Origin of the sequence: Gracilibacillus thailandensis, from assembly GCF_010994055.1 — a bacterium.
In the GTDB taxonomy this organism is placed as follows: Bacteria; Bacillota; Bacilli; order Bacillales; family Amphibacillaceae; genus Gracilibacillus; species Gracilibacillus lacisalsi.
Genome location: NZ_WJID01000024.1, coordinates 50,035 through 74,994 on the forward strand (window position 1 = coordinate 50,035; position 24,960 = coordinate 74,994).

Genomic DNA, 24,960 nt, shown 5'->3' on the forward strand with positions numbered 1-24,960 from the left:
AAAGTTTTGTTCCATGAGTTCATTTTTTTCTATAATCAGATAACAAAAATAGCGGAGGCAGAGTACGGAGACTCCTATGGGAACAGCGCGAGCTGAAGATCCCGCAGGAAAGTGATTTTCGCTTTCCGAGGAAGCTGAAGCCGTGCCCATGGAAAGCGCAGTACTCTGCCGTAGCGGATGCTAGCACTCACCTTAATTCAGAATGGGAGAAGCTACATCAAGTCAAATTCTCATTACTTCGCAGTTTGTATCTACTTTTGAATCATCTGCTACTCCTACACCTGAAATTTTTTCATCATTTCTTGTAATTCTTCAGAAAGCTGTTTTAGTTCATCGGAAGTAGTAACTAGCGACTCACTTACTTTTAATTGCTCCTCTGTTGTGGCTGACACTTCTTCACTAATCGCAGAAGACTGTTGTGCTGTTGCACTTACTTGGTGAATGGTCGAAGTTAATACTTCCTGTGAATCTCTTAATTGCTGGATAGATTGAGTAACTTGCTGAATCTTACCAGTAAACGTACCCATACTTTCTCCAACACCATTTAGTATTATCTGTGTATCTTCTGCTTGTGTTACTTGTTCTTTAAAACGAGGAGTAGCTTCCTCTAAAATCTCTAACGTTTCATTAACCTCATTTACGATACCTGTTGTAATTTCTTCCACTTTATCAATCGAATCTTTAGATTGAGTAGAAAGCTTTCTGATTTCATCTGCAACTACTGCAAAGCCTTGACCAGCTTCACCTGCACGTGCAGCCTCAATTGCAGCATTGAGTGAAAGTAGGTTCGTTTGCTGTGCAATATTCGTGAGCATTTCCATTACTTGATTGATTTGCTCTGTGCTTTCTTTCAATGTATCAACTTTTTCGACAAGTGCATTTGTCATTTGTTCGCCGTCTTTTGTTTTGGTTACTAACTCGTCCATCTTTTCTAAACCTTCATGACTTCGCTCTAGCACTTCTACTGCATGATTCTCCATATCACTATTATTTTCGAAGACATTTTCCACTTCATCATGTATGTTGGATGCTAAGGAATTACCTTTTTCAGCTTCATCTGTTAAGCCTGTAGCACCACTAGCAATTTCTTCAGAGGCAGCAGCGACTTCTTTCGCTGATTGTGATTGCATTTGAGAAATATCCGTTAATTCTATAGCAGCATGTAATACTTTGTTGGCAGATTCTCTTGTTTGATGCATCATTCCTGAGATATTTTCGAGCATTTCATTAAAGCTTTCTGCCAATTCTCCAATTTCATCCTTGCGAGACGTATGATTCGATCTCACTGTAAGATCACCTTGTTCGGCAGAAGCCATCAAACTGGAAACATCAGCAATTGGCCGAGCAATTGTTTTAACTATTCCGTTTGCAATGATAAGAGAGATAATTAACGATAATAAGATAATACCTGCCGTTACGTAGAAAATAATGGTTGTATCTTTTGTTAATTCTGCTTCAGGAACAGAGCCAACTAAATACCAATCTGTTACTTCAGAATCATGTTGAAAAACGAGTTGCCCATTATCTTCGGTCATGTTCTCTTCAGAATCTACTGCAATTTGGTAAGCATATGGTTGTGTTATTTCTTCGTGATCAAAAGAAAAGACAACTTCATTATTTCGATCTACCATGCTCACGAGACCTTCTTCTCCAAATCTAACATCTTGTAGAGCATCTTCAAATACGGCAGTATCTAATTCAACTATTAAAATATATTCTGTACCACTAATTCTTAACTTCTGTCCAAAAGCAACTTTAGGATCATCAGAGGTCCCATTAACCCCTTGTGCAAGGCCACCAATCCAGGCAGTCGAACCTTCCGCTTCCATAGCACTCTGATACCAATCAGAACTAAAAAGGGATTCCTCAGGAAGCGTTTCCGAAGAAGAGATTAATCGTTCTTTTTCGGTATGTATAAGGTAGAGACTCACATTGTTATCAATCATAGTAATTTGGGTTAGCGCATCATCAATCGTACTTTTTAAATTGAAATAATCAAAATTATTTGTTTCTTCGTAGCGATCTAGTTCGGCTAATGTATTACTGAAATTATCAGCCATTAAAATTTCTGTTACCCGATCTTTATATTGATTCATCAAATAGTCGAGTTTATCTCCAGATTGGACAATTGTTTGTTCAGATGCTTCTGTTACTTTATCTTTAATAATATTATTAGAAATAAAATAAGAAGCAATTCCAACGATCAAAACACTGATTAGTACTGTTGCTAAAATACTAATTAGTATTTTGGTGCTAATTGAATCTTTTTTAGAAACACTACTATTTTGCAGTACTTGTTGTCCATCTTTAGATTTATTGCTTGGAATTTTTATTTTTAGTTTGCTTGCGCCTTTGCCTATTTTCTTAGATGTGTTTAGAAATGCTTGTTTCGTTTTTTTGAAAGCGCTTTTACTTCTGCGTATAAATTTGTTTGTCATAATCAAATCCTCCGTACTTCTAGTATTATTAGTAAGGGTTTTCATAATTGGTGTAGGTAAATATTCTTGGTGAATAAATGGTGTATAATCATTAAGAATTAGTTCAAATAGATTATAACATGTTTTCATTCAATAAACGACAAGAAATAGCAAACTTTTCATCTAACCATAAAATCAGGACTAAAGGACTAAAATTAACACAAAAAAATAGGATCTGTTCCATTTAAATGGAAAGAGCCTATTTTCGCACTATAGCGATGGTTTATTTGCAATGATCTCCGTCGCAATAACTACCTTGTTGAAGGTTTAAATTTTCTAATTGATTATTTTCCTCTTCTGCTACTTTTTCTAATGCTTGCATAAATGTTTCAATAGGTTGAGCACCTGAAATAGCATATTTTTTGTTGATCACAAAAAATGGAACACCAGTTACACCTAATTGTTGTGCTTCTGTTTCATCCCGTCTGACTAAATCAGCATGGATTGTTTCATCCTCTAAAATACGTTGAACTTCTTTTTGATCAAAACCAAGCTCATTCGTAATAGATTGAAGTGTTTCTTTATCACTAAGATCTTTTGATAAAGTAAAATATTGATAAAGCATCGTATCAATATATTCTGCCTCACGATTCAATGTGCGAGCATATTTACTTAACCGATGAGCATCAAACGTATTACCTGGTTTCATCGTGTCAAAAACAAAATCCAAACCTACAGCTTTTGCTTGTTCACCAATTTGTTGGTTAGCTTCTTTTGCTTGATCGATTGTCATATTGTATTTAGTTGCCAAAGATTCATGTATATTTTTTCCTGAATATTTAGCTGCATTCGGATCTAATTCAAAGCTTTTATATTGAATCGAAACATCTAAATTCTGTGGAAATCTTTCCAAAGCTTGTTCTAATCTTGTTTTACCAATATAACAAAATGGGCAAACAAAATCGGACCATATTTCAATTTGCATAAAAAACACCTCTCTTAAGCTTCTATCTTATTCTGACATAAATACATCTGTCAAAGAAAGCAATTTGCTTATGGAGGTGTATACTTGTTAGTACAGCACTATTGGACTATAAGACTTATTTGTCAGGTTTATCTTTCTCTATGTTATCTTCTTCTGTTATTTCTTCGATTATTTCGTCCTTCATTTCATCATATATTTTCTCTTTGAAATCATCATATAACTCTTCTTTCATTTCATCGTAAATTTCTTCTTTGAAGTCATCATAGAAGTCATTTTTCATATCTTGATAAATATCCTCTTTGACGTCGTCCCTAAAATCATCACGGATATCTTCCTTTACCTCATCTTTAAACTCGTCTTTGAACTCCGTTTTTACACGTTTTTCTCGTCTTCTTCTATGGAGCCTTTGATCAAGCTTCCAATCCTTTCCTAGTGTAATAACAATGGAGATGATCATGAGCACCATCACAATCGCGAAAGGTAATGCAGCAATAATCGAAGCGGTTTGCAGAGCATTTAAACCACCGCCTCCGCTGAAGAGTAGTACACTTGCGGCACCAGCTATCAAGAAACCCCACGTTAACTTTACTGAGTTTTTTGGTTCTAAATCGCCATTAGATGTCATGGACCCCAGTACAAATGAAGCTGAATCTGCAGAAGTTATAAAGAAAATCAAGATTAACAGTATCGCTAAAGTGTTAGTAATAAAACTTAACGGAAGTTCAGCAAGTGTTGCGAATAAGGCTAATTCAACTTCCGAATTAATTAATTCTGCTAGACCTCCTGCACCGTACATTTCGATATTTAACGCTGTACCACCAAATGTAGTAAACCAAATAATCGCAAGCAGAGAAGGGACAATCAGTACACCAGCCATAAATTCTCGAATCGTTCTCCCTTTGGAAATACGTGCAATGAAAATTCCCATAAATGGAGCCCATGCAATATGCCATGCCCAAAAGAAGATGGTATTTGTCCCTAACCATTCACTTTCTGAGAATGGTGTTAAAGTAAGTGCCATTGGAACGACATTTGTTATGTAACCACCTAATGTCGTAACAAAACTTTCTGCAATAAATAATGTCGGTCCGACGATAATAACAAATAGTAGAAGTAATCCAGCCACAACTAGGTTAATATTACTTAATATTTTGATTCCACGGTCAAGGCCGCGAGCTGCTGAAAGCATAAATAATACGGTAACGATACATATAATGACAAGTTGTGTCCAAGGTGAATTAGGGATTGGTGTAATATGAGATAAACCACCTGTGATTTGCATAGCACTTAGACCAAATGTAGTCGCAACCCCTGTACAAGTAGCTAATACAGCTAATGTATCGATCGTTTTACCAGCCCAACCATTCACTCTGTCACCCAAGATCGGGTAAAATGCTGAACTGATTAATGCTGGTCGGTCCTTTCGGTATTGAACATAGGCTAATGTCATCCCAACGATTGAAAAAATAGCCCAAGGATGTAAAGCCCAGTGATAAGAACCGTAACGTAAACCAGCTAATGCGGATTCCCTTGTTCCTGGCTCATATCCGAGAGGTGGGTCCATATAATATAGAACTGGTTCAGCAACTCCCCAGAATACAAAACCAACCCCTATACCAGCTGCAAATAACATGCCAATCCACGAAAACCAAGAATATTCTGGCCTGTCATCGGTTTTACCTAATCGTATTTTTCCATAAGGACTAACAGCTAAACCTATAACAAATAAAACGAACAGGGCAGTGATTAGCATATAGAACCAACCAAAGTTAGTGATCATCCATTCTAGACCTGAGTTTGCAGCATCGCTCAGGGATGAAGGTGATATAGCCCCCCATAATACGAAAATAGCAACGAAGATAGCCGAAATAATAAATACAATACCAACTTTTCCAACTTTATCACTAATTGAGTCCTCTTTTTTCATATGTACCTATGTCAATTACTGACATAGTTCCCCCTTTCTATGTTGCGGTTAATTTTAATAGGTATTCCCTCATTTTATAACATTTAATCTATTATTTTTTAGCATAAACATTTTTTTGAAAATAATAAATTAATTTAGACACTTTCTTTTGTATCTCACCGATTATAAAAATAAGACAATATCCATGTCAAACGCCAAGTCATGATTGGAGGTCGATACATATTGTAATATGAGTCCTTACTTTGCGCTGTTGGAAGCGGAAGAACTCAACTGCTTAGTGGCTCGAATGAAGAAATCAGAGGAGGTGTTCGTTCGATGGATGATTTATGGCATTTGCTACCAGAGGATTTTCACTTTATTATACCAGCACTCTGGTTTATCGGATACGCCTGCAAAAGAACACCATTTATACCTGATTGGCTGATTATTTGGATTTTATTAACGATTGGAGTCCTAGCAGCGTGTAATTTGTATGGTTGGAACATACGATCCATTGCGGAAGGAATTATTGCAACTGGGTTGGCTGTATTTAGTCATCAAATAGTAAAGCAAACTTGTAATAGAGCAAAGGATACTATAAGGGAGGGGAGTTAATGGCGGAATTTCGAGGATATCGAATTACGAGTTCATATGGTTACAGAACTCATCCGATAAGGGGTTCAAGAGATTTTCATGCCGGTGTTGATTTAGTGAAATCACATCGAGCACCGATTCATGCTTTTACTTCTGGAACCGTTATTTATGCTGGCTTTGGTAAAAGTGGTACAGGCTTAGGAGGATACGGGAATGTAGTGTTAATCCGAGATAGAAATAACAGAGCCCAGCTTTACGCACATCTCGATTCTGTTGCCGTAAAGAGTGGCCATACAGTATCATACAATCAAATAATAGGTTATCAAGGACAAACCGGATATGTAACAGGATCACATTTGCATTTTGAAGTACGTAAAAAGGTAGAAACCGCTCCACCATATGGATATCGTGCTGACAAACCATCATCTACCGTAAATCCGATTTCTTATTTGAATCAGTTTAGTTCAAATAAAACACTTAAAGAAAGAAGTAATGGAACAGAAGTAAGAAATCTGCAAAGAGAGTTAATAAAACTTGGTTTTAACTTAAATAAATATGGGGCAGACGGCGTGTTTGGAGATGAAACAGAATCAGCTGTAAAAGCTTTTCAGCGATCTGAAGGTATAAAAGTAGATGGAATTGTAGGTCCAGTAACAAGAGCGAGACTGGACAAAAATACCACACTAGTAGCTAATTATCCTGGCATTATCAAAAGAGGAAGCAAAGGAGATATTGTTGAAATTATACAACGAAGAGTAGGTGCTAAAGTCGATGGCATTTTCGGACCAGAGACAGAGCGAAAAGTGAAACAATACCAAAGACGGAATAATTTGAAAGTGGATGGAATCGTAGGTCCAGAAACATGGCAAAAGCTATTTTAAAGGGAGGGAGACCTCCTTTTTTTTTGTAAGGAAAGTATATAAACATTGGTATCATAACTTTTTTAAAGAGTTCAATGCAATATTTTAGTGTTTTTATGGGAGAATAATTCAAGTTTCTAGCTCTGACATATGTTGTAGAGCAGTACTTATCGTGGGCAGCCGGAGTAGTGGTCAAGCAATTGAAATAATTCCATAATTTCCACAAGTGGAAGCGTAAAACTTGAGCATTTAGTGATAAGGACTGAGAAAATTTTTCTCAGTTTTTCTTATCAGATAGGAAAGTATATAATACGCGGCATGATAGTGCTTTTGTATCATAGATGGTCATTTTGAAATGATATGTAGACGGAAAACATTGCTCCGGCTGCCCGCTTCCCTTTCCGTGGGTTTTTACCTTCAGCTAATTTTTCCAATCATTATTTTAACACTTATATTTCCTATTATTGGTATATTAAGTGCACCACTTGCGAAAAAAACAAATAAAGCAGAGTATCTATGAAACTGGCTTTCTAAAAGTCAGTTTTTTGTTTTGATAGATATATTTTCTAATTAAAAAGGAATACATAGAAAAGTAAACTTTTTATTTGGTTTAGTATAAATAGAAGAATGGAAGAGTATGTGCTTGAAAATGAAAGTATAAAATCGATGTTCGCGTTTTCTTTTAGTTTTGTCGATTTTGTGAATTGTGGTATGATTCGATTTGTTCATTTCGGAAAATTTCTCTGAGGGGATCAGAGAAGCCAAAAAAATTAGAAAGAGGTGCTTCATGAACGTAGCAAAAATTAAACAAGATTGGTTTGGAAACGTCAGAGGAGACGTCCTAGCCGGTATAGTAGTAGCGTTAGCGTTAATTCCGGAGGCAATTGCCTTTTCAATTATCGCTGGTGTTGATCCAATGATAGGATTGTATGCATCATTCTGTATTGCAGTAGTGATTGCCTTTGTCGGCGGTAGGCCAGGTATGATTTCTGCAGCAACAGGAGCAATGGCGTTGTTGATGGTTACCCTGGTAGCTGATTATGGTTTGCAGTATTTACTAGCAGCTACAATCTTGACTGGTGTACTACAAATTTTGTTCGGTCTCCTTAAATTAGCAGCAGTGATGAAATTCGTACCACGTTCGGTGATGGTAGGTTTTGTTAACGCGCTGGCCATTCTCATCTTTACTTCACAATTGGAACATTTTGAAGGAGAAAGTTGGGTAATGTATGGCTTAGTAGCTTTAACTCTAGCAATCATTTATATTTTTCCTCGATTAACGAAAGTTGTGCCTTCTACTTTAGTAGCAATCATAGTAGTGACAACTTTAGCCATTTATTTTGGTTTTGATGTACGTGCTGTCGGTGACTTGGGTAATTTAAGTTCTGATCTTCCGGTCTTTTTAATTCCGGATATTCCATTGAACTTTGAAACATTAGCAATCATTTTTCCTTATTCATTATCACTTGCTATTGTTGGTTTACTAGAATCATTACTAACTGCTAATATCGTAGATGATATGACTGATACTGAGAGTGATAAAAACAAAGAAAGCCGTGGACAAGGTATTGCTAATATTGTATCAGGTTTCTTTGGTGGTATGGCTGGTTGTGCAATGATCGGTCAATCTGTCATTAACGTAAAATCTGGTGGTCGAGGTCGATTATCTGCATTAGTTGCTGGTGTATTTTTGATGTTTTTAATCTTTGTTTTAGGAAATATTGTAGTTCAAATACCGATGGCTGCACTTGCCGGTGTTATGACTATGGTATCCATTAGTACTTTTGATTGGTCTTCTGTGAAAAATATCCATAAAGTCCCTAGATCAGATGCTGCTGTTATGGTAATTACAGTTGGTACTGTAGTGGTGACGCATGATTTATCTATAGGTGTATTAGCGGGTGTACTTTTAAGTGCTATCTTCTTTGCAGCTAAGATTTCAAAAGTGAAAGTGACCCAAATTGTAGCTGTTGAGGGTAAGAAGAAGGTTTATAAAGTAGATGGTCAGATCTTCTTCGCTTCCGTTAATGACTTAGTAGCTAAGTTCGATTTTAATGAAGCAATCGAAGAGGTTGAAATTGATTTAAGTCTAGCCCATTTATGGGATGATTCTGCAATTGGTGCTTTGGACAAAATTGAGTCGAAATTTGAGCAAAACCATGTTAAAGTAACTTATACAGGGTTAAATGCGGAAAGTAAACAATTGAAGCAGAAAATCGGCGGCTTATCCAAAGCTTCAGGTCATTAATCGGTAAACGAGGTGTAGAGATGTATCAAAAGGTATTATTAGCAGCTGATGGATCAGATCACTCTATTCGAGCAGCTTCTCATGCAGTAAAGGTTGCTCAGATTGATCAAGGTAAAATAGATATTGTTTATGCAGTAGATGGTAAAACCTCAAAAGAGGATGTTTTACACGGTTTAGATAAATATGGAGTAAAAAAAGAACGACAAGAAAAATTGTTGCCAGTAATAGAAGTAATTGAAGAGGCTGGCCTTGAATGTGAAACACATGTAGTGCACGGCGAACCAGGTCCTGCAATTGTCGATTTTGCGAACCGAAATGAATATGATTTTGTTGTAGTAGGAAGCCGTGGATTAAATCAAGTACAAACAATGATATTAGGTAGTGTCAGTCACAAAATTGCAAAACGAGTACATTGCCCAGTTTTAATAGTGAAATAATCATAGAGATAGCAGGTTTAACTTATACCTGTTATCTTTTTTTATTTTTCTTTTCTGTTCTAACAAATAGATATAATATGTTATGCTTGATAGGAAATTTAAAAAAGCGGTGATTATGTTGCTAAAGGATAATGGAGAGCGTGTGATACCAGAGAAGATGGACATTACAAATGAGTTATTAATAGAACATTTAGCACGTTATCATTTTTCGGTGCCTCATATTTACGGTAGAACTTTGGATTTTGCAACTGGTGTTGGTTATGGAGCACATGTTATTGCAAAAAAATGCAAATATGAACTTGAAGAAATTATCGGTGTTGATATTAATTCTAAGGCGATTCAGTACGCAAAAGCAAACTATTATCACCCACTATCTGATTTCAAGGTGGCAGATGTAACAGACCCTACATTACCTGATCATTTAGGTGCATTTGATGTTATTATAAGTTTTGAAACGATTGAACATATTGAAGCTGAAGATCAATTTATGGATAATATTTATCATCTCCTTAAGCCTGGAGGAACATTGATTTTATCTACTCCCTTCGGTGAAGGTAAAGGCAAGCCATGCGGTTCGCCATTCCATGTCCATCAAATGACAGAAACTGAATTTGTGTCTATGTTTGATCAATTTCCAAAAAAGAAGTTTTTCTATCAAAGAGGCGCATTAATAGAGCCAATGGAAGGTTCCCAAATGGAGCATAAACCACTCGGTATTGTAATTGCATATAAATGACTAACTACACTTAAATAAAAAGTGTAGTTTTTTAGTACTTTAGGACTGTTTGTTTATTGCAGATAGTAATGAAAATATTTTGATGGTAATATATAAAGGGGGACTATATACTACAAGAGGAAGGGGTCAATCATGCAGAAGTTTCAGGAAATCAAATACAAATTACCTGCTATTATGATTTTATTATTAGTCATTCCAATGGGGGTTGTAGGTTACATAGCCTATGCAAAGACAGCGGTATTAGAAAAAGCAATGATACAAAAAGATGATATTGTAGAAACGTCACCAAAATATCAGGAAACCTTTGAAGAATACGAAACGTTTCTAACTACACTTACTGAATCAGAAGAATTAAACTATGAAAAGGTTTCCACTTCTGATCTCCAAGATGCAAACTATTCGCATATGCCTACAGTTAATGATCCCAAATTAACGAATTACTATGAAAGTTACTTAACTGAGCAAGCTCAAAATCGTGAATATATCATTAATTTATACTTAGGAACACCCGAGGGTGCTTTATATTTAAATAATATTCCTGATAGTGAAGTGAATTTAAATGATTACGATTCGACAACAACGGACTGGTATAATCAGGCTATTCAGTCACCTGAGAACGTAATATGGACACAACCGTATATTGATACTGCTACTGGTAAACCGGTAGTAACTTTGGCCAAAGCATTTTATGGCAATGATAACGAATTAATTGGGGTAGGTGCAATTGATTTTGATATGTATCTTATTGCTTCAAGTATGCGTCAAGATTTAGTTACCTCGACTCTCATTACCGGAATTATCGCCGTTATTGTCGGTATAGCAATTGTTACATTGATCGTTAGAGTGATTAACTATAATATTTCGACAATAAAGAATGAATTGAATCGTTTGGCACAAGGTGATTTATCAGGAGCGGAAGTTGAAGTAAGGAGTAGGGATGAATTCACTGAACTAGCAAATGCAATGAATCAAATGAAAGATAACTTATATGGAATGGTTAATCAGGTGATGATAGCTACTGGGCGTGTGATGCAGCAAAGCAGTACATTAAATCAATCTGCTGACCAGGTACGTGAAGGTAGTGAACAAATAGCTGCTACTATGGAAGAATTATCATCAGGAAGTGAATCACAGGCAAATTCTGCGTCTGACTTATCCGGTTCTGTTGAACAATATAATCGAAAAGTGAAAGAAGTAGCGGATCAAGGTAATCAAGTGGCAAATGAGTCACAGGATGTTATGAATATAAGTCAGGGTGGCCGTTTGGAACTAGAAAAGTCTGTTAGCCAAATGAGAATCATCTATCAAATGGTTCAGGACTCTTATCAAAAAGTATCAGGCTTGGATAAGCGTACGGAAGAAATAGATAAAATTGTAATTGTTATTAAAGAGATTGCCGAGCAAACAAACTTACTCGCATTGAATGCCGCCATTGAAGCAGCACGAGCAGGAGAGGCAGGTAAAGGATTTGCTGTTGTCGCTGATGAGGTAAGAAAACTTGCTGAACAAGTAACAGACTCAATTGCTGATATAACTGGACTTGTAGCGAATATTCAGGAGGAATCAGCACAAATGGCTCACTCCTTAGAATCTGGATTTCAAGAAGTGGAAAAAGGTACAGAACAAATGGAGAGAACTGGTGAGACCTTTACAAAAATTAATCAATCCATTACGGATATGGTAGATCGTGTGAAACACATGGTTAAAAGCTTGGAAGAAGTTAATGAAAATAGTGAAGAAATGAATAAATCGGTTGATGAAATTGCAGCTGTAAGTGAACAATCTGCTGCTGCTGTAGAGGAAACAGCAGCCTCAGCGGAGGAAACCAATCATTCAATGGAAGAAGTATCAAAAAGTGCCCGTGAATTAGATGTCTTAGCAGAGGAATTACAAAAAGAAGTTCAAAAGTTTAAAATTGTATAATATTGTTGAGATAGACTTATATGTCTGTCTCTTTTTTTATAATAAAGATATTGACAGATTTCTTAATAACAAGGAAGTTAGATTAAATATTAGAAAAGAAAACGTAATAATGGTATGATTCAATGAGAGATTGATCACATACTAATCTAGACGTAAACTAGCGTATAATGCTATACGAAGTATAAACTTATTGGAGGTTTAATCATGAAGGAGATACAAGCAACAGAATTGGCAAATAAATTAAAAAATGGCGAGAAATTAAATATCATTGATGTACGGGAAGATGATGAAGTGGCACAAGGTATAATTCCGGGAGCAAAGCATATAAGATTAGGAGAAATACCGGACCGTTTAGAAGAATTTAATCAAGACGAACATTATTATATGGTATGTCGTTCTGGAGCTCGAAGTGGAAGAGCAACTGAATATTTAGAGGCTAATGGAATTGAAGCAACCAATATGGAAGGTGGCATGCTTGCTTGGGAGGATGAAACTGAATTACCTGAGTAATGATGCTAAATTGCCTGATAAAATGCTGAGAGTAATCTTTAAAAGGGTTACTCTTTTTTGTTGATCAATACTAAGATGAAAATTATTGTATAATATGAGTAGTAAAGAATACGGTTAAGCCCCTGAATCTATCGTGTTCATTAAAATAATTCTGAATTGTATTGATTATTATTAGATGATTGTAGGAAAATAGATTTATGTTCTGTGCCAGTTATGTTAATTTTTATGATATAATAGTACTAATAGAGAAAGGCAAATCTATTGAAAAATAGAGACGCAAAACCACAGATCTAAAGTGAAAATTCACAATGATGGCTGGGTTACCTGATATAAACAACAGGAAACCTATACATTTTTTGTATAGTGTTTTTTTAATACCTAAATAGAGAGTGAATTGAGCGAGGAGACAAACATATGCGCAATATCATGAGTAAAAAAATATCATTGTTTATATTAATTTTAACTATATCTGTCCTTGCTCAAATATATGCTGTACCATTAATTTTTGGTGTAATCTTATGTTTTGCTCCGATTTTATACTTAGCATCCATTCGGGTATTCGGCTTTCGTTTTGCATTTTTATTAACCATTTGTATGAGTTTACTTACGCATTTTCTTCAGATTGGCAATTCATTTGTCTTCATTAGTATTCTTGAAGTACTGATCATAGGAGTATTTTATTCTAAAAAAGGAAAAGACCTTTTTACCTGGAGTTTTGCTTATTCTATCATTCTATTTATACTATATTTTATGGTGGAATTACTCTTTCCAGAGGTTTTTGCAAGTATGAAGATTTTAACTAACTTTATGATCCTTCAAGTTATTACCGCTACTTTGTTTTCTGCCTTAGTTGCAGATATGTTATGTGATTATCTTCCGCTAATTTCCAAATTAAAAAGCTGGTTTCCTGCACCTAACCAGTTATATTTTGGACAGGTGATTTCTCACATACTAATTTTCTCGGCAGTATTCCCGTTACTCATCATCATTTTAGTTAATGCTAGAGCGATGGAAAATGATATTTATCAAGAGTATTACCTTCAATATCAACAGTTGGAAGAGAGATTACAACGGAAAATAGCAGAAATGGATTCTAATGACATTCAAAATTATGAATTAGACGCTGACTTAGAAAAAGCTAAAATTAAATCGATTTTAGATGAGTTTATCGGCACTTCAAACAAACGAATCTTGATTATGGATCAAGAAAAGCAAATATGGCTTGATACGAATAATCAAAATGAATCAAGTTCTAACCTAGATATGGAGGCTGGGTTTGTCAAAGAGGTTCATCCACATGGTTTTATTTGGCTACCATCTAATCACCAAACTTTATCTGATTGGTATCAAGGCTATTATATCGGGGAAACTGCCTTTTTAAACAAAACAACATTATTAATTATTCCTATTAGTAGTAGTGTACTAGCTTTAGCAACTAACCTTACTGATTACCTATTGTTCGCATTGTTTGTTTTATTCATTGCGTTAGTATTTGGTATGTTAGTGAATCGAATATTATCGAATTCTTTATCACATCTGACACAAATGACGACCGATTTACCAGGCAAGATGAAGCGACAAGAAACCTTTTATTGGAAAGATACGCCGATTGATGAATTTTCAAAATTGGGGCAAAACATTGAAAATGTAGCAAACGAGCTCCAGCAAATGTTTGCCGATGCTAAAAAGAAAAACGACTTACTTACGGCAAGGACCAATCAACTAAAAGAATCAGAGTCAAAACTATATCGATTAGCACACTTTGATACGTTAACAGATTTGCCAAATCGTTATTCATTTCATATTGATTTAACAGAGATGTTAGAGGAGCAAGCGAAGCAAGATCGATTTTCGATTGTATTTATTGATTTGGATAAATTTAAACAAGTCAATGATACACTTGGACATAGTGGAGGAGATTTATTATTAAAATTATTTGCTAAACGGTTAAAGAGATTTGAACGAGGAAAACCTATTACATTTTATCGTTTAGCCGGTGATGAATTTGTGGCAATTGTGGAATTAACAACAGAGGAAGAAGTACAGAGGTTATGCAAACAATTACTTGAAGCCATTATGCAACCGTTAATGATTAATCAAACAGAAATAACGCTGACAGTTAGTATTGGGATAAGCTTTTATCCTGAGAATGGGAAGACTTTAGATGCCTTATTACATCATGCTGATTCGTTAATGTATAAAGAGAAAAAACGTCATCACGATCTAGAAGATTTGACATATGGGGAGGAAAACGATTGAAACCATTCAGAATATGGATAGCGGCAATAAGTATACTGATCTTAGTAGGTTGTCATTCTTCAAGTTTTAAGCCCTTTCAGGAATCATCTCTAAGTAGTGATTTGGTTGAGGTAGAAGAGGAGTCTGCACAAGTGAACGAATTGGTTATTTGGACACATCGTAACGTCTTTGAAGATTCATTACCAGAGTTTTTAGACATGCATCCAGATGTAGATGTCAATATAAAAGTGATTGATGAAAATATTCTGATCAAAGAATATCGACAAGGTATGTTAGCTGGAAAAACACCTGATTTATATATTTTACCTGATTATGCTTTAGGTGAATTTACTGGTATAAGCGGTTTTGAAAATTTATACGAAAAAAGATATTATGAGGAAAGTTTTTTTGACCGAAGACCAGAAAGCTTGTTAAATCATTATAAAAGTGAAGATGGAACTGAAATGTTTGCGATCCCGTTATTGTTTTTCCCTTATGTTACTTACTATCGTGCAGATATTTTAAGTGAATATGGCTATCCTAGTGACCCACTAGAATTGTCCAGTTTTATAAATGACGATGAAAATTGGCTGGAAATGGCTCAAGACCTCAAAGAAAATGGCCACTATATTTTAGATTCGGAGCATATGTTACTGGAGATGTTATTAAGAACCAATTATTTTCTAGATGAAGAATTCGAGTATTTAGGGGGAGATGAGCCCTTTGTTACTACTTTTAATATCGTAACAGAGGTAGTCGAAAAAGACCTTAGTCCCTATGTTAATATTTGGGATGAAAGAGGAAGAGAAGCATTTCAAAATGATGAATTAGTGATGTTTCAAATGGCCAGTTATGTTGCAAGTCATTTACAGGAGTGGGTTCCAGAGCAAAACGGAAAATGGGGAATCACGACTTTACCTTTTGGATTAGCAGGTGTGGACAAGCAGGCAAGTATGTCTATTGCCATCTCTGAAAAAAGTCAACATAAGGACTTGGCATGGGAATTTGCAAAAAAGATGGCTGATGACATGCTATATATATATGAACATGTAGAAAACGATCCATATTTCATTAATCCCGATTTAAAACAACTATACTGGATTACCCTAAAGAAAGAGGTCCTAGGTACACCTCAATCTTTAGATCAAGACATTAAATTTATTTGGGATGTAGCGATGAAAGATTTCCATGGTGGAAAGGCTATTACAAGTGAAGCAATCGAAAATATAAATGAGGAAATAAAGGAAAGAATAAAGTATGATCAGAGAGCATTACAGAATTTACTAAACACAAAGACACAGGAAGAGGCCAAATGGAAATAAAAAAGTTTATGTTCAAAGGAAAGTGGGCAGCAGAAGCGATGGTTATGTGATTGATATATTATAAAATGGTCACTAAAACAATTCATTTTCTTCTAACCTACTAAAGCATCTTATTTCAAGTAGCTCGTGTCGTATAGCGGTCTCCTAACCATTAAGAACGCCTATTTTTCTAGCATTTCGTGTTAATTAGACCATTTCTAATCGCTGACAACTAAATCCATACTTCATCAAACGAATACACACACACTTTACTTATCAACTTATTGGAATGTATTGATGCCTAATCGATATAGGATTATGATGATATGATGTTATAATTAGAATATAAGGTATTTAAAGAAGTGGTTGGTGATCAAGATGGAAATGGAATTAAAAATATCCACCGGAATTCCTGGGTTCGATAAGACGATTGACTCGCTGAGACTAGGAGATAATGTAGTATGGCAAGTGGATAACATTCATGCCTATAAAGATATTATTACTCCGTATGTTGACAAAGCTTTACGAGATGGTCGAAAAGTAATCTATGTACGCTTCGGTAAACATGAACCATTGGTCGATAGAGAAGAAGTTCAACAGTACAATGTGGATGCTAAAAAAGGATTTGAAAGCTTTGCTACCGAAATTCATCGGTTAATTGAAAATGAAGGATTTAAAACGTTTTATGTATTCGATAGTTTGACGGATTTATTATCAAGTTGGTGTTCGGATTTAATGATCGGCAACTTTTTCAAAGTGTGCTGTCCTTATTTATATGAATTAGATACAGTAGCATATTTTGCGATTAACCGGAATGTTCATACGTATGCAACGATCGCCCGAATACGTGAAACTACACAAGTTTTGTTAGATTTGTATGAAGTTGATGGCAAACATTATATTCATCCGTTAAAAGTATGGCAACGCTACTCCCCTACAATGTTTTTCCCTCATTTAATTGAAGATGAGCGGGTGAAAAGTATTACAGCAAGTGCAGAGGCATCTGCTTTATTTTCTAATATCAATCGTGTAGAAGAACGAATGGATTATTGGGATGTTATTTTTTCAAGAGCACATGACGACTTACGAAAAGATCAGGTGACGCAAGAAAAAACAAAAAGATTATTGATGACTCTGTTAATTGGTGAAAAATCGAGAATGTTTGATTTATGTGATCAATACTTTACATTACAAGACATATTAACAATTGCTTCTAGAGAAGTAGGTACAGGGTTTATTGGTGGAAAAAGTGTCGGGATGCTGTTAGCTAGAAAAATATTAAAAGAAGACAAAAAGAATCGCTTTGCAAAATATATGGAAGCACATGATTCTTTTTATATTGGATCTGATATTTTCTATACCTATATTGTGCAAAATGGTGGATGGAAATTGCGTGTTAAACAGAAAACGAAAGAAGGCTATTATACGTATGCAAGGGAACTACGAGAGAAATTACTAAATGGAGAATTCCCTGCCAACATTAAGGAACAATTTGTCCAGGTGCTCGAATATTTCGGTCAATCCCCGATTATTATTCGTTCCAGTTCGTTGTTGGAAGATAATTTCGGAAATGCGTTTGCTGGAAAATACGATAGCGTCTTTTGTGTGAATCAGGGCACACCGGAAGAGCGTTATAAGGCATTAGAAGATGCGATCCGTATTGTATACGCCAGTACAATGAATGAAGATGCACTGGAATATCGAATGAATCGTGGGTTATTCGAAAAAGATGAACAAATGGCAATTTTGATTCAGCGAGTATCTGGTGATCATTATGAAGATAATTTCTTCCCGCATGTTGCTGGAGTTGGTAACTCTTCCAACCTGTATGTATGGGACAAAAGCGTTGATATGGATGCAGGTATGATTCGTTTAGTGTTCGGATTGGGTACTAGAGCAGTGGACCGAACCGTTGATGACTATGCCAAAATTGTTACATTGGATCAACCGACACGGAAGCCGTTAATGCATATGGATGATTTGAAGAAATTTTCGCAGCATGGAGTCGACGTTTTATCAATGTCGAAAAATCAATTGACTAGTGTGAAGGTTGATGAGGCAATAGCCAATGTATGGGATGTCGAGCGTAATTTGTTCGCCTCGATTGATACCGAAACAGCTTTTCGTTTGAAGGATTTAGGGTATAAGAATATGCCGACACCATATATTCTCGATTTTAAAAACTTATTAAAAAATTCTACATTTCCAGAAGTGATGAGAGAAATTTTAGCAGAAATAGCGCGTGTTTATGATTATCCTGTCGATGTAGAGTTTACCGCTAATTTCCGTGGTAAAGATGACTTTAAGATTAACATTGTCCAATGTCGACCATTGCAAACCAAAGGATTGGGGCAATCAGTAGAAATACCAGAAATAAAACCAGATGAAGCCTGTTTTATACAAACAGAGGGTAGCTTTATGGGAGGTAATGTACGTATTCCAATCGATTATTGTATTTATGTAGATATGGATGGTTACCTCGATTTAAGTGAACAAGATAAATACAGTGTGGCACGCACCATAGGTAAAATAACAAGAGATCTCAAAAATGAACGTGTTTTTCTGGTTGGTCCTGGACGATGGGGGACGTCCACACCATCTCTAGGTGTTCCGGTTCACTTTTCAGAAATTCAACATGTGTCTGCTATCTGTGAGGTCTCCTCGCAAGAAAAAGGTTTTATGCCGGAATTATCCTATGGTAGTCACTTCTTTCAAGATATTGTTGAATCAGATATTTTTTATGCCGCTATTTTTGATGGAGAAGAAGGGGTTCGTTTTGAACCTTCTTACGTGACAAGCCGGGAAAACATCTTAACGAATTGGGTAGAAACTCCGACAATTCCGGAAGAAGTGATCCACGTTAGTAAAGTAACGGGGATGGAACTACTATCAGACATTGTGAAGCAGAAATTATTGTGTAGATAGTATTACGCTATAATATAAAGACTGGTGATTGTATCACTGAAATTGGAAAACTCCAGTAAAATTATAACAAGCTTTTTTCTGATTTTGAAAAGTGCTCAATAACTCGTAATGTTAATCCTACAGTTTTTTGCTGTAGGATTTTCTTATGGAGTTTTGTCTGTAAGCATTTTATGGGAAGTTTAAATGGAGATGTCTATGTAGGCGCAAAAAACTAGTTATATTGCAAAGAAGGAGAGTTTCGCAATAAACATGTCCCATTTCGCAATAAACAGCTGCGTCATAAAAAAGTTATCTCTTTAAAAGAGGTAAACTAAAGCATTCATCGAACTTTCATAAACTAACTTTTTACACGGAAAACCTCACATTTAAATTGTTAGATTTCCTGGTAAACGAATCATTACCGGGAAAACCGTTCACTTTTAATGACAGATTTCCCTGTTAATCCAACTTTACCGGGAAATCTTACAGTTTCATTTAGAAGTTTTGTTCGTAAAACGAATCATTAAGATAGCAAAGTAAGAATCCCACCTTTACATATTTACTTCAACTGCATAAACTTTTCAAACATTTTCAATCAAAATGTATAAATATTCACCAAACCTTGATATCTCGGTGTTTGTCACAAAATCGTCACGGTCTGGTGTGATTTTGTTCACACCTTGTATTGGTGTGTTCGTGATTTAATGAACATAAGCAATAGAGAATGGGAACACGGAGGGATCAAGATGTCAAACAAAAAATCTCCATTATGGCAACGTATGAATTATCTAAAACCAAAAGAAAAATATGCAAACAATCATAGCCAATTACAGGAAGGTGATCGGGATTGGGAAAATGTCTATCGCAGAAGGTGGCAGCATGACAAAGTGATTCGCTCTACACATGGTGTCAATTGTACGGGCTCTTGTAGCTGGAATATATTTGTAAAAGATGGCATTGTAACATGGGAAGGACAGTCAATTGATTATCCTTCTACAGGACCAGACATGCCAGACTTTGAACCACGTGGCTGCCCAAGAGGAGCAAGCTTTTCTTGGTATATTTACAGTCCGCTGCGTGTTAAATACCCTTATGTCAGAAAAAAATTATTAATGTTATGGCGTGAAGCTTTACAGATACATGAAAATCCGTTAGATGCTTGGAAGAGTATCGTGGAGGACCCGGAAAAAGCAAGAATGTACAAAAGTGCTCGAGGCAAAGGTGGTTTAGTCCGTGCCGATTGGCAAGAAGTTACTCAATTAGTAGCGGCATCTGTATTATACACAACGTTAACATATGGATCAGATCGTAACATCGGTTTTTCACCAATTCCGGCGATGTCCATGGTTAGTCATGCAGCAGGAAGTCGCTTTATGTCATTGCTCGGTGGACCAATGCTTAGTTTTTACGATTGGTATGCAGACTTACCACCAGCATCTCCGCAAATTTGGGGAGATCAAACAGATGTACCGGAAAGCTCTGACTGGTACAATTCCGGTTATATTATGACTTGGGGTTCAAACGTACCGCTAACCCGTACACCAGATGCACACTTTTTGGCAGAAGCACGATATAAAGGAACAAAAGTAGTGTCCGTAAGTCCGGATTATGCTGAATCGACCAAATTTGCAGATGATTGGATGTCGGTGAAACAAGGTACAGATGGTGCTGTTGCGATGGCGATGGGACACGTGATTTTAAATGAGTTTTATCAAAAAAATCGCACGCCATATTTTGAAGACTATGCTAAACAATATACTGATTTTCCTTTTACCGTCAGATTAAAACAAAAAGGAGACAACTATATTGCCGACCGTTTTCTACATGCGAAGGATTTAGCACTAGAAACGACCAATAGTGAATGGAAGCCATTAATGTACAATGCTTTAACAGAAGATTTCGCTTTGCCACAAGGAACGATGGGAAGTCGCTGGGATAAAGAGGGCAAATGGAACCTCAAGCTAATTGATGAACGGAATGGGGAAAAGATCGAACCAGTTCTCGGCTTTTTAGGCATCGAGGATACAATCAAAACAGTAGAGATTGCCTATTTCGATGCCAATACAAGATCAACGATGAAGCGTAACATTCCGGTGAAACAAGTAGCAATCAATGGGAAAATCGAGTATGTTACAACGGTTTATGATTTAATGCTCGCCAATTATGGTATTGACCGTGGCATTGGCGGTGATGTTGCTTCATCCTATGATGAGATCGAAGCTTTCACACCGGCATGGCAAGAGAAAATTACTGGTGTCGATCGAAATCTAGTAACCAAAATTGCTCGTGAGTTTGCGCAAAATGCGATTGATACCAATGGCCGCTCGATGATCATTGTCGGAGCAGGCATTAACCACTGGTTCCATTCCGATGCGATTTACAGAGCAGTTGTCAATCTGGTGATCATGGTTGGTGCTCAAGGTGTAAACGGCGGGGGCTGGGCACATTACGTCGGTCAGGAGAAGTTACGCCCTGCCGAAGGATGGAACACGATAGCCACCGCAAAAGATTGGCAAGCACCGCCGAAACTACAAAACGGAACATCCTTTTTCTATTTTGCAACGGATCAATGGCGCTATGAAGAAACATCGATCAATGAGTTAACAGCCAAAACGGTTGACGAGGCAAGATACGAACATCCAGCTGATTATAATGTGTTAGCAGCAAGGCTAGGTTGGTTACCATCTTATCCAACATTTAAGCAAAACAGTACGAAAGTATACGAAGATGCGGTGAAAGCTGGTAATCAAACACAAGAAGAAATCGGTAAATATGTGGCCGAGCAATTAAAAGAGAAAAAACTAGAATTTTCCATAGAAGACCCGGACAATCCGGTCAACTATCCAAGAACCCTTTTTGTCTGGAGAGCCAATTTAATCTCTAGCTCGGGAAAAGGTCATGAATATTTCTTAAAGCATTTACTAGGCGCAGATCATGGATTATTAAATGATGATCAAGACAGCTTACGGCCATCAGAAATACAGTGGCGTGATCAAGCACCAGAAGGAAAGTTAGATTTACTGGTTGACTTAGATTTCCGTATGGCAGGAACTGGTCTTTATTCCGATGTGATTTTGCCAGCAGCAACATGGTATGAGAAACACGATTTATCCAGTACCGATATGCACCCGTTTGTACACCCGTTCAATCCAGCAATTTCGTCACCATGGGAAGCAAAATCGGATTGGGATATTTTCAAAGCATTAGCAAAAGGGATTTCTGATTTAGCAGAAGAAGTAGGTTTTGAAGCATTTAAGGAAATTGTCACAAGCCCATTACAACATGATACACCACAAGAAATTGCACAACCGTTAGGTGAAATCAAAGACTGGTCAAAAGGTGAATGTGAACCAATTCCAGGTAAAACTATGCCAAATGTTCATGTCGTAGAACGTGATTATAAACAACTATATAAAAAGTTCACTTCACTGGGAGATAATATTGCGAAAAATCCTTACGGTGGTAAAGGAATCAACTGGTCCATGGCAAAGGAATATGAACAAACGATGCATGCGATCGGCCAAGTAGAAGAGGAAGGTATATCAAAAGGCTTACCTAATATCACCGATGCTCGCGATGCATGTGAAGCAATATTACGTCTGTCATCAACGACAAACGGTAAAGTAGCCGTGAAAGCGTGGGAAGCATTAGAAAAACAAACAAACTTAGAGCTGAAGGATTTAGCAGAAGAACGTGAGGAAGAACTGTTTACCTTTGCACAAATTAATGCACAACCTAAAACAGTAATTACGTCCCCGGCATTTAGCGGCTCAGAAAAAGGTGGCAGAAGGTACTCACCTTTTACTACCAATATCGAAAAATTAATTCCGTTCCGTACGATAACCGGAAGACAGTCATACTTTGTAGATCACGAAATGATGAAAGAATTTGGAGAAGAAATGGCGACGTATAAACCAATGCTTCACCATACTCCGTTTAAGAAGGACCGTCCGCCAGTGGAAGGGAAAGAAATAACGTTAAATTACCTGACTCCACACAACAAATGGTCGATTCACAGTATGTATTACGATGCACAGCCAATGCTGACCTTATTCAGAGGCGGTCCAACTATTTGGCTTAACAAAGATGATGCAAGTGAGGCTAGTATTGAAGATAATGACTGGATCGAATGCTTTAACCGTAATGGTGTGGTCGTTGCCAGAGCAGTTGTTTCACACCGGATTCCGAGGACGATGGCATTTATGCATCATGCACAGGACCGTCATATTCACGTACCTGGAACCAACTTAACGAAAAATCGCGGAGGTACTCATAATAGTCCAACCAAAATTCATATGAAACCTACCCATATGATTGGCGGATACGGACAGCTTAGTTACGGCTTTAACTATTATGGACCGACAGGAAATCAACGTGACTTACATGTTGTCATTCGCAAACTAGAGGAGGTTGATTGGCTTGAAGATTAAAGCACAAATCGGGATGGTCATGAATTTAGACAAATGTATTGGTTGTCATACATGCAGTGTAACGTGCAAAAATACCTGGACAAATCGTCCGGGTGCAGAATATATGTACTTTAATAATGTCGAAACAAAACCTGGTATCGGCTATCCGAAAGGCTGGGAAGATCAGGACCATTATAAAGGCGGTTGGGAGCTAGATAGCAAGGGAGAATTAAAATTAAAGTCAGGTTCCAAAACAAAACGGTTGATGAACCTTTTTTATAATCCATATCAACCAACTATTGATGATTACTATGAGCCTTGGAACTATGATTATGAAAAGTTAACGAATTCCGAAGAACGTAAACATCAACCGGTAGCTCGTGCAAAATCAGCTATCACTGGTGAGTTTATGGATCTGGAATGGGGACCGAATTGGGAAGATGACTTGGCTGGTGGTCATATAACAGGTATGCGTGACCCTAATGTTGAGCAAATGGAAGAATCAATCAAAACGGAGTTCGAAGACGTCTTTATGATGTATCTTCCACGAATTTGCGAGCATTGTATTAATGCACCGTGTGTTTCCTCATGTCCATCAGGTGCAATGTATAAACGAGATGAAGACGGTATTGTATTAGTGGATCAAAATGCGTGCCGGGCATGGCGTCATTGTGTAACATCATGTCCATATAAAAAAGTCTATTTTAACTGGAAAACAAATAAAGCAGAAAAGTGTACAATGTGTTATCCGCGGATTGAAAATGGGCAGCCGACGATTTGTTCTGAAACATGTGTTGGTCGTATCCGCTACATCGGTGTCATGTTATATGATGCAGATCGCGTATTAGAAGCAGCATCTGTTGAAGATGAAGATAAATTATATGAAGAACAATTAAAAATATTTTTAGATCCAAATGATCCAGAGGTGATCAAACAAGCGAAAAAAGATGGTATCCATGATGACTGGATCGAGGCTGCACAAGAGTCACCTATTTATCGAATGATTATGGATTGGAAAATCGCATTACCTTTACATCCCGAATACCGCACAATGCCAATGGTATGGTACATTCCACCACTAAGCCCTGTGATGAACGTAATTGAAGGAAAAGGCAGTATTGCAGACGTTGACGATATTTTCCCTGCCATTGATAATATGCGTATTCCCATTGAGTATCTTGCCAACCTTTTAACAGCCGGAAATACGGATCATATACGGACTGTACTGAAAAAAATGGCGGTAATGAGAAGTTTTATGCGAGCAGAAACAACAGGAAAAGCTTTTGATGAAGAGATCATGAAGGAATTAGGTTTAACGAAAGAAGAAACAAGAAAAATGTTCCGTTTATTATCAATTGCCAAATATGATGATCGTTTTGTAATTCCAAAAAGCCACCGTGAAGATGTTCGTGATTTATATGAGGATCAAGGTGCATGTGGTCTTGACTTTGCTGGTGGACCAGGAAGCTGTGGCGTCTTGTCCTAAGGAGGG

Annotated in this window: 15 protein-coding genes and 1 riboswitch; of the genes, 12 read left to right on the forward strand and 3 right to left on the reverse strand. The window is 36.8% G+C overall.

From position 1 onward, the window contains the following. Positions 1 to 275: 275 nt before the first annotated feature. The 3 genes from GH715_RS09265 to GH715_RS09275 all read right to left on the reverse strand — a co-directional run bounded on the left by GH715_RS09265 (position 276) and on the right by GH715_RS09275 (position 5,329). Positions 276 to 2,438 carry a methyl-accepting chemotaxis protein gene (locus GH715_RS09265; RefSeq protein ID WP_153835158.1) on the reverse strand — a complete coding sequence of 721 codons (2,163 nt, stop codon included), beginning with the start codon at positions 2,436 to 2,438 and terminating at the stop codon, positions 276 to 278. A gap of 262 nt (positions 2,439 to 2,700) precedes the next feature. Continuing rightward, positions 2,701 to 3,402 (reverse strand): DsbA family oxidoreductase, encoded by a 702-nt coding sequence (locus GH715_RS09270; RefSeq protein WP_153835159.1) that lies wholly within the window; start codon positions 3,400 to 3,402, stop codon positions 2,701 to 2,703. Positions 3,403 to 3,517: 115 nt separating this feature from the next. Further along, a complete protein-coding gene (locus GH715_RS09275; protein ID WP_153835160.1) occupies positions 3,518 to 5,329 on the reverse strand; it encodes a BCCT family transporter in 1,812 nt (603 codons plus the stop codon). Between the two features lie 315 nt (positions 5,330 to 5,644). Between GH715_RS09275 and GH715_RS09280 the strand changes: the two genes are divergently transcribed. From GH715_RS09280 to narH, 12 genes are all read left to right on the forward strand, one after another. Further along, positions 5,645 to 5,923, forward strand: a complete 279-nt coding sequence (locus GH715_RS09280) for a phage holin family protein (protein WP_018933042.1) — start codon at positions 5,645 to 5,647, stop codon at positions 5,921 to 5,923. Next, positions 5,923 to 6,783 carry a peptidoglycan-binding protein gene (locus tag GH715_RS09285; RefSeq protein WP_153835161.1) on the forward strand — a complete coding sequence of 287 codons (861 nt, stop codon included), beginning with the start codon at positions 5,923 to 5,925 and terminating at the stop codon, positions 6,781 to 6,783. Before GH715_RS09280 ends, GH715_RS09285 begins: the two co-directional genes overlap by 1 nt. Before the next feature lie 766 nt (positions 6,784 to 7,549). Further along, on the forward strand, positions 7,550 to 9,010 hold the full coding sequence (locus GH715_RS09290; RefSeq protein ID WP_153835162.1) for a SulP family inorganic anion transporter: 1,461 nt from the start codon (positions 7,550 to 7,552) through the stop codon (positions 9,008 to 9,010). 20 nt (positions 9,011 to 9,030) lie between these two features. Then, the gene (locus GH715_RS09295; RefSeq protein WP_153835163.1) at positions 9,031 to 9,447 is read left to right on the forward strand and encodes a universal stress protein; all 417 of its coding nucleotides are present in this window, start codon (positions 9,031 to 9,033) and stop codon (positions 9,445 to 9,447) included. Positions 9,448 to 9,562: 115 nt separating this feature from the next. Next, complete coding sequence (locus tag GH715_RS09300) at positions 9,563 to 10,183, forward strand: class I SAM-dependent methyltransferase (protein WP_153835181.1); 621 nt, start codon at positions 9,563 to 9,565, stop codon at positions 10,181 to 10,183. Positions 10,184 to 10,315: 132 nt separating this feature from the next. Further along, positions 10,316 to 12,106, forward strand: coding sequence for a methyl-accepting chemotaxis protein (locus tag GH715_RS09305; RefSeq protein ID WP_153835164.1), 1,791 nt, complete (start codon positions 10,316 to 10,318; stop codon positions 12,104 to 12,106). Between the two features lie 204 nt (positions 12,107 to 12,310). After that, entirely contained in the window at positions 12,311 to 12,616 is a 306-nt protein-coding gene (locus tag GH715_RS09310) for a rhodanese-like domain-containing protein (protein WP_153835165.1), read from the forward strand. Positions 12,617 to 12,857: 241 nt separating this feature from the next. Next, positions 12,858 to 12,944, forward strand: a riboswitch (cyclic di-GMP riboswitch). Positions 12,945 to 13,030: 86 nt separating this feature from the next. After that, positions 13,031 to 14,875, forward strand: a complete 1,845-nt coding sequence (locus tag GH715_RS09315) for a diguanylate cyclase domain-containing protein (RefSeq protein ID WP_153835166.1) — start codon at positions 13,031 to 13,033, stop codon at positions 14,873 to 14,875. Further along, positions 14,872 to 16,176, forward strand: coding sequence for an ABC transporter substrate-binding protein (locus GH715_RS09320; RefSeq protein ID WP_153835167.1), 1,305 nt, complete (start codon positions 14,872 to 14,874; stop codon positions 16,174 to 16,176). The genes GH715_RS09315 and GH715_RS09320 overlap by 4 nt, the downstream gene beginning before the upstream one ends. A 363-nt stretch (positions 16,177 to 16,539) precedes the next feature. After that, on the forward strand, positions 16,540 to 19,080 hold the full coding sequence (locus tag GH715_RS09325; protein WP_240469368.1) for a PEP/pyruvate-binding domain-containing protein: 2,541 nt from the start codon (positions 16,540 to 16,542) through the stop codon (positions 19,078 to 19,080). 725 nt (positions 19,081 to 19,805) lie between these two features. Next, positions 19,806 to 23,489, forward strand: coding sequence for a nitrate reductase subunit alpha (locus GH715_RS09330; protein WP_153835169.1), 3,684 nt, complete (start codon positions 19,806 to 19,808; stop codon positions 23,487 to 23,489). Beyond that, positions 23,479 to 24,954 (forward strand): nitrate reductase subunit beta, encoded by a 1,476-nt coding sequence (gene narH, locus GH715_RS09335; RefSeq protein WP_153835170.1) that lies wholly within the window; start codon positions 23,479 to 23,481, stop codon positions 24,952 to 24,954. The genes GH715_RS09330 and narH overlap by 11 nt, the downstream gene beginning before the upstream one ends. Positions 24,955 to 24,960: the final 6 nt, after the last annotated feature.

Excerpts from the sequence above, each read along its gene's own strand:
- GH715_RS09265 (WP_153835158.1), bottom strand. The coding sequence starts at position 2,438 with ATGACAAACAAATTTATACGCAGAAGTAAAAGCGCTTTCAAAAAAACG.
- GH715_RS09270 (WP_153835159.1), bottom strand. The coding sequence starts at position 3,402 with ATGCAAATTGAAATATGGTCCGATTTTGTTTGCCCATTTTGTTATATT.
- GH715_RS09275 (WP_153835160.1), bottom strand. The coding sequence starts at position 5,329 with ATGAAAAAAGAGGACTCAATTAGTGATAAAGTTGGAAAAGTTGGTATT.
- GH715_RS09280 (WP_018933042.1), top strand. The coding sequence starts at position 5,645 with ATGGATGATTTATGGCATTTGCTACCAGAGGATTTTCACTTTATTATA.
- GH715_RS09285 (WP_153835161.1), top strand. The coding sequence starts at position 5,923 with ATGGCGGAATTTCGAGGATATCGAATTACGAGTTCATATGGTTACAGA.
- GH715_RS09290 (WP_153835162.1), top strand. The coding sequence starts at position 7,550 with ATGAACGTAGCAAAAATTAAACAAGATTGGTTTGGAAACGTCAGAGGA.
- GH715_RS09295 (WP_153835163.1), top strand. The coding sequence starts at position 9,031 with ATGTATCAAAAGGTATTATTAGCAGCTGATGGATCAGATCACTCTATT.
- GH715_RS09300 (WP_153835181.1), top strand. The coding sequence starts at position 9,563 with ATGTTGCTAAAGGATAATGGAGAGCGTGTGATACCAGAGAAGATGGAC.
- GH715_RS09305 (WP_153835164.1), top strand. The coding sequence starts at position 10,316 with ATGCAGAAGTTTCAGGAAATCAAATACAAATTACCTGCTATTATGATT.
- GH715_RS09310 (WP_153835165.1), top strand. The coding sequence starts at position 12,311 with ATGAAGGAGATACAAGCAACAGAATTGGCAAATAAATTAAAAAATGGC.
- GH715_RS09315 (WP_153835166.1), top strand. The coding sequence starts at position 13,031 with ATGCGCAATATCATGAGTAAAAAAATATCATTGTTTATATTAATTTTA.
- GH715_RS09325 (WP_240469368.1), top strand. The coding sequence starts at position 16,540 with ATGGAATTAAAAATATCCACCGGAATTCCTGGGTTCGATAAGACGATT.
- GH715_RS09330 (WP_153835169.1), top strand. The coding sequence starts at position 19,806 with ATGTCAAACAAAAAATCTCCATTATGGCAACGTATGAATTATCTAAAA.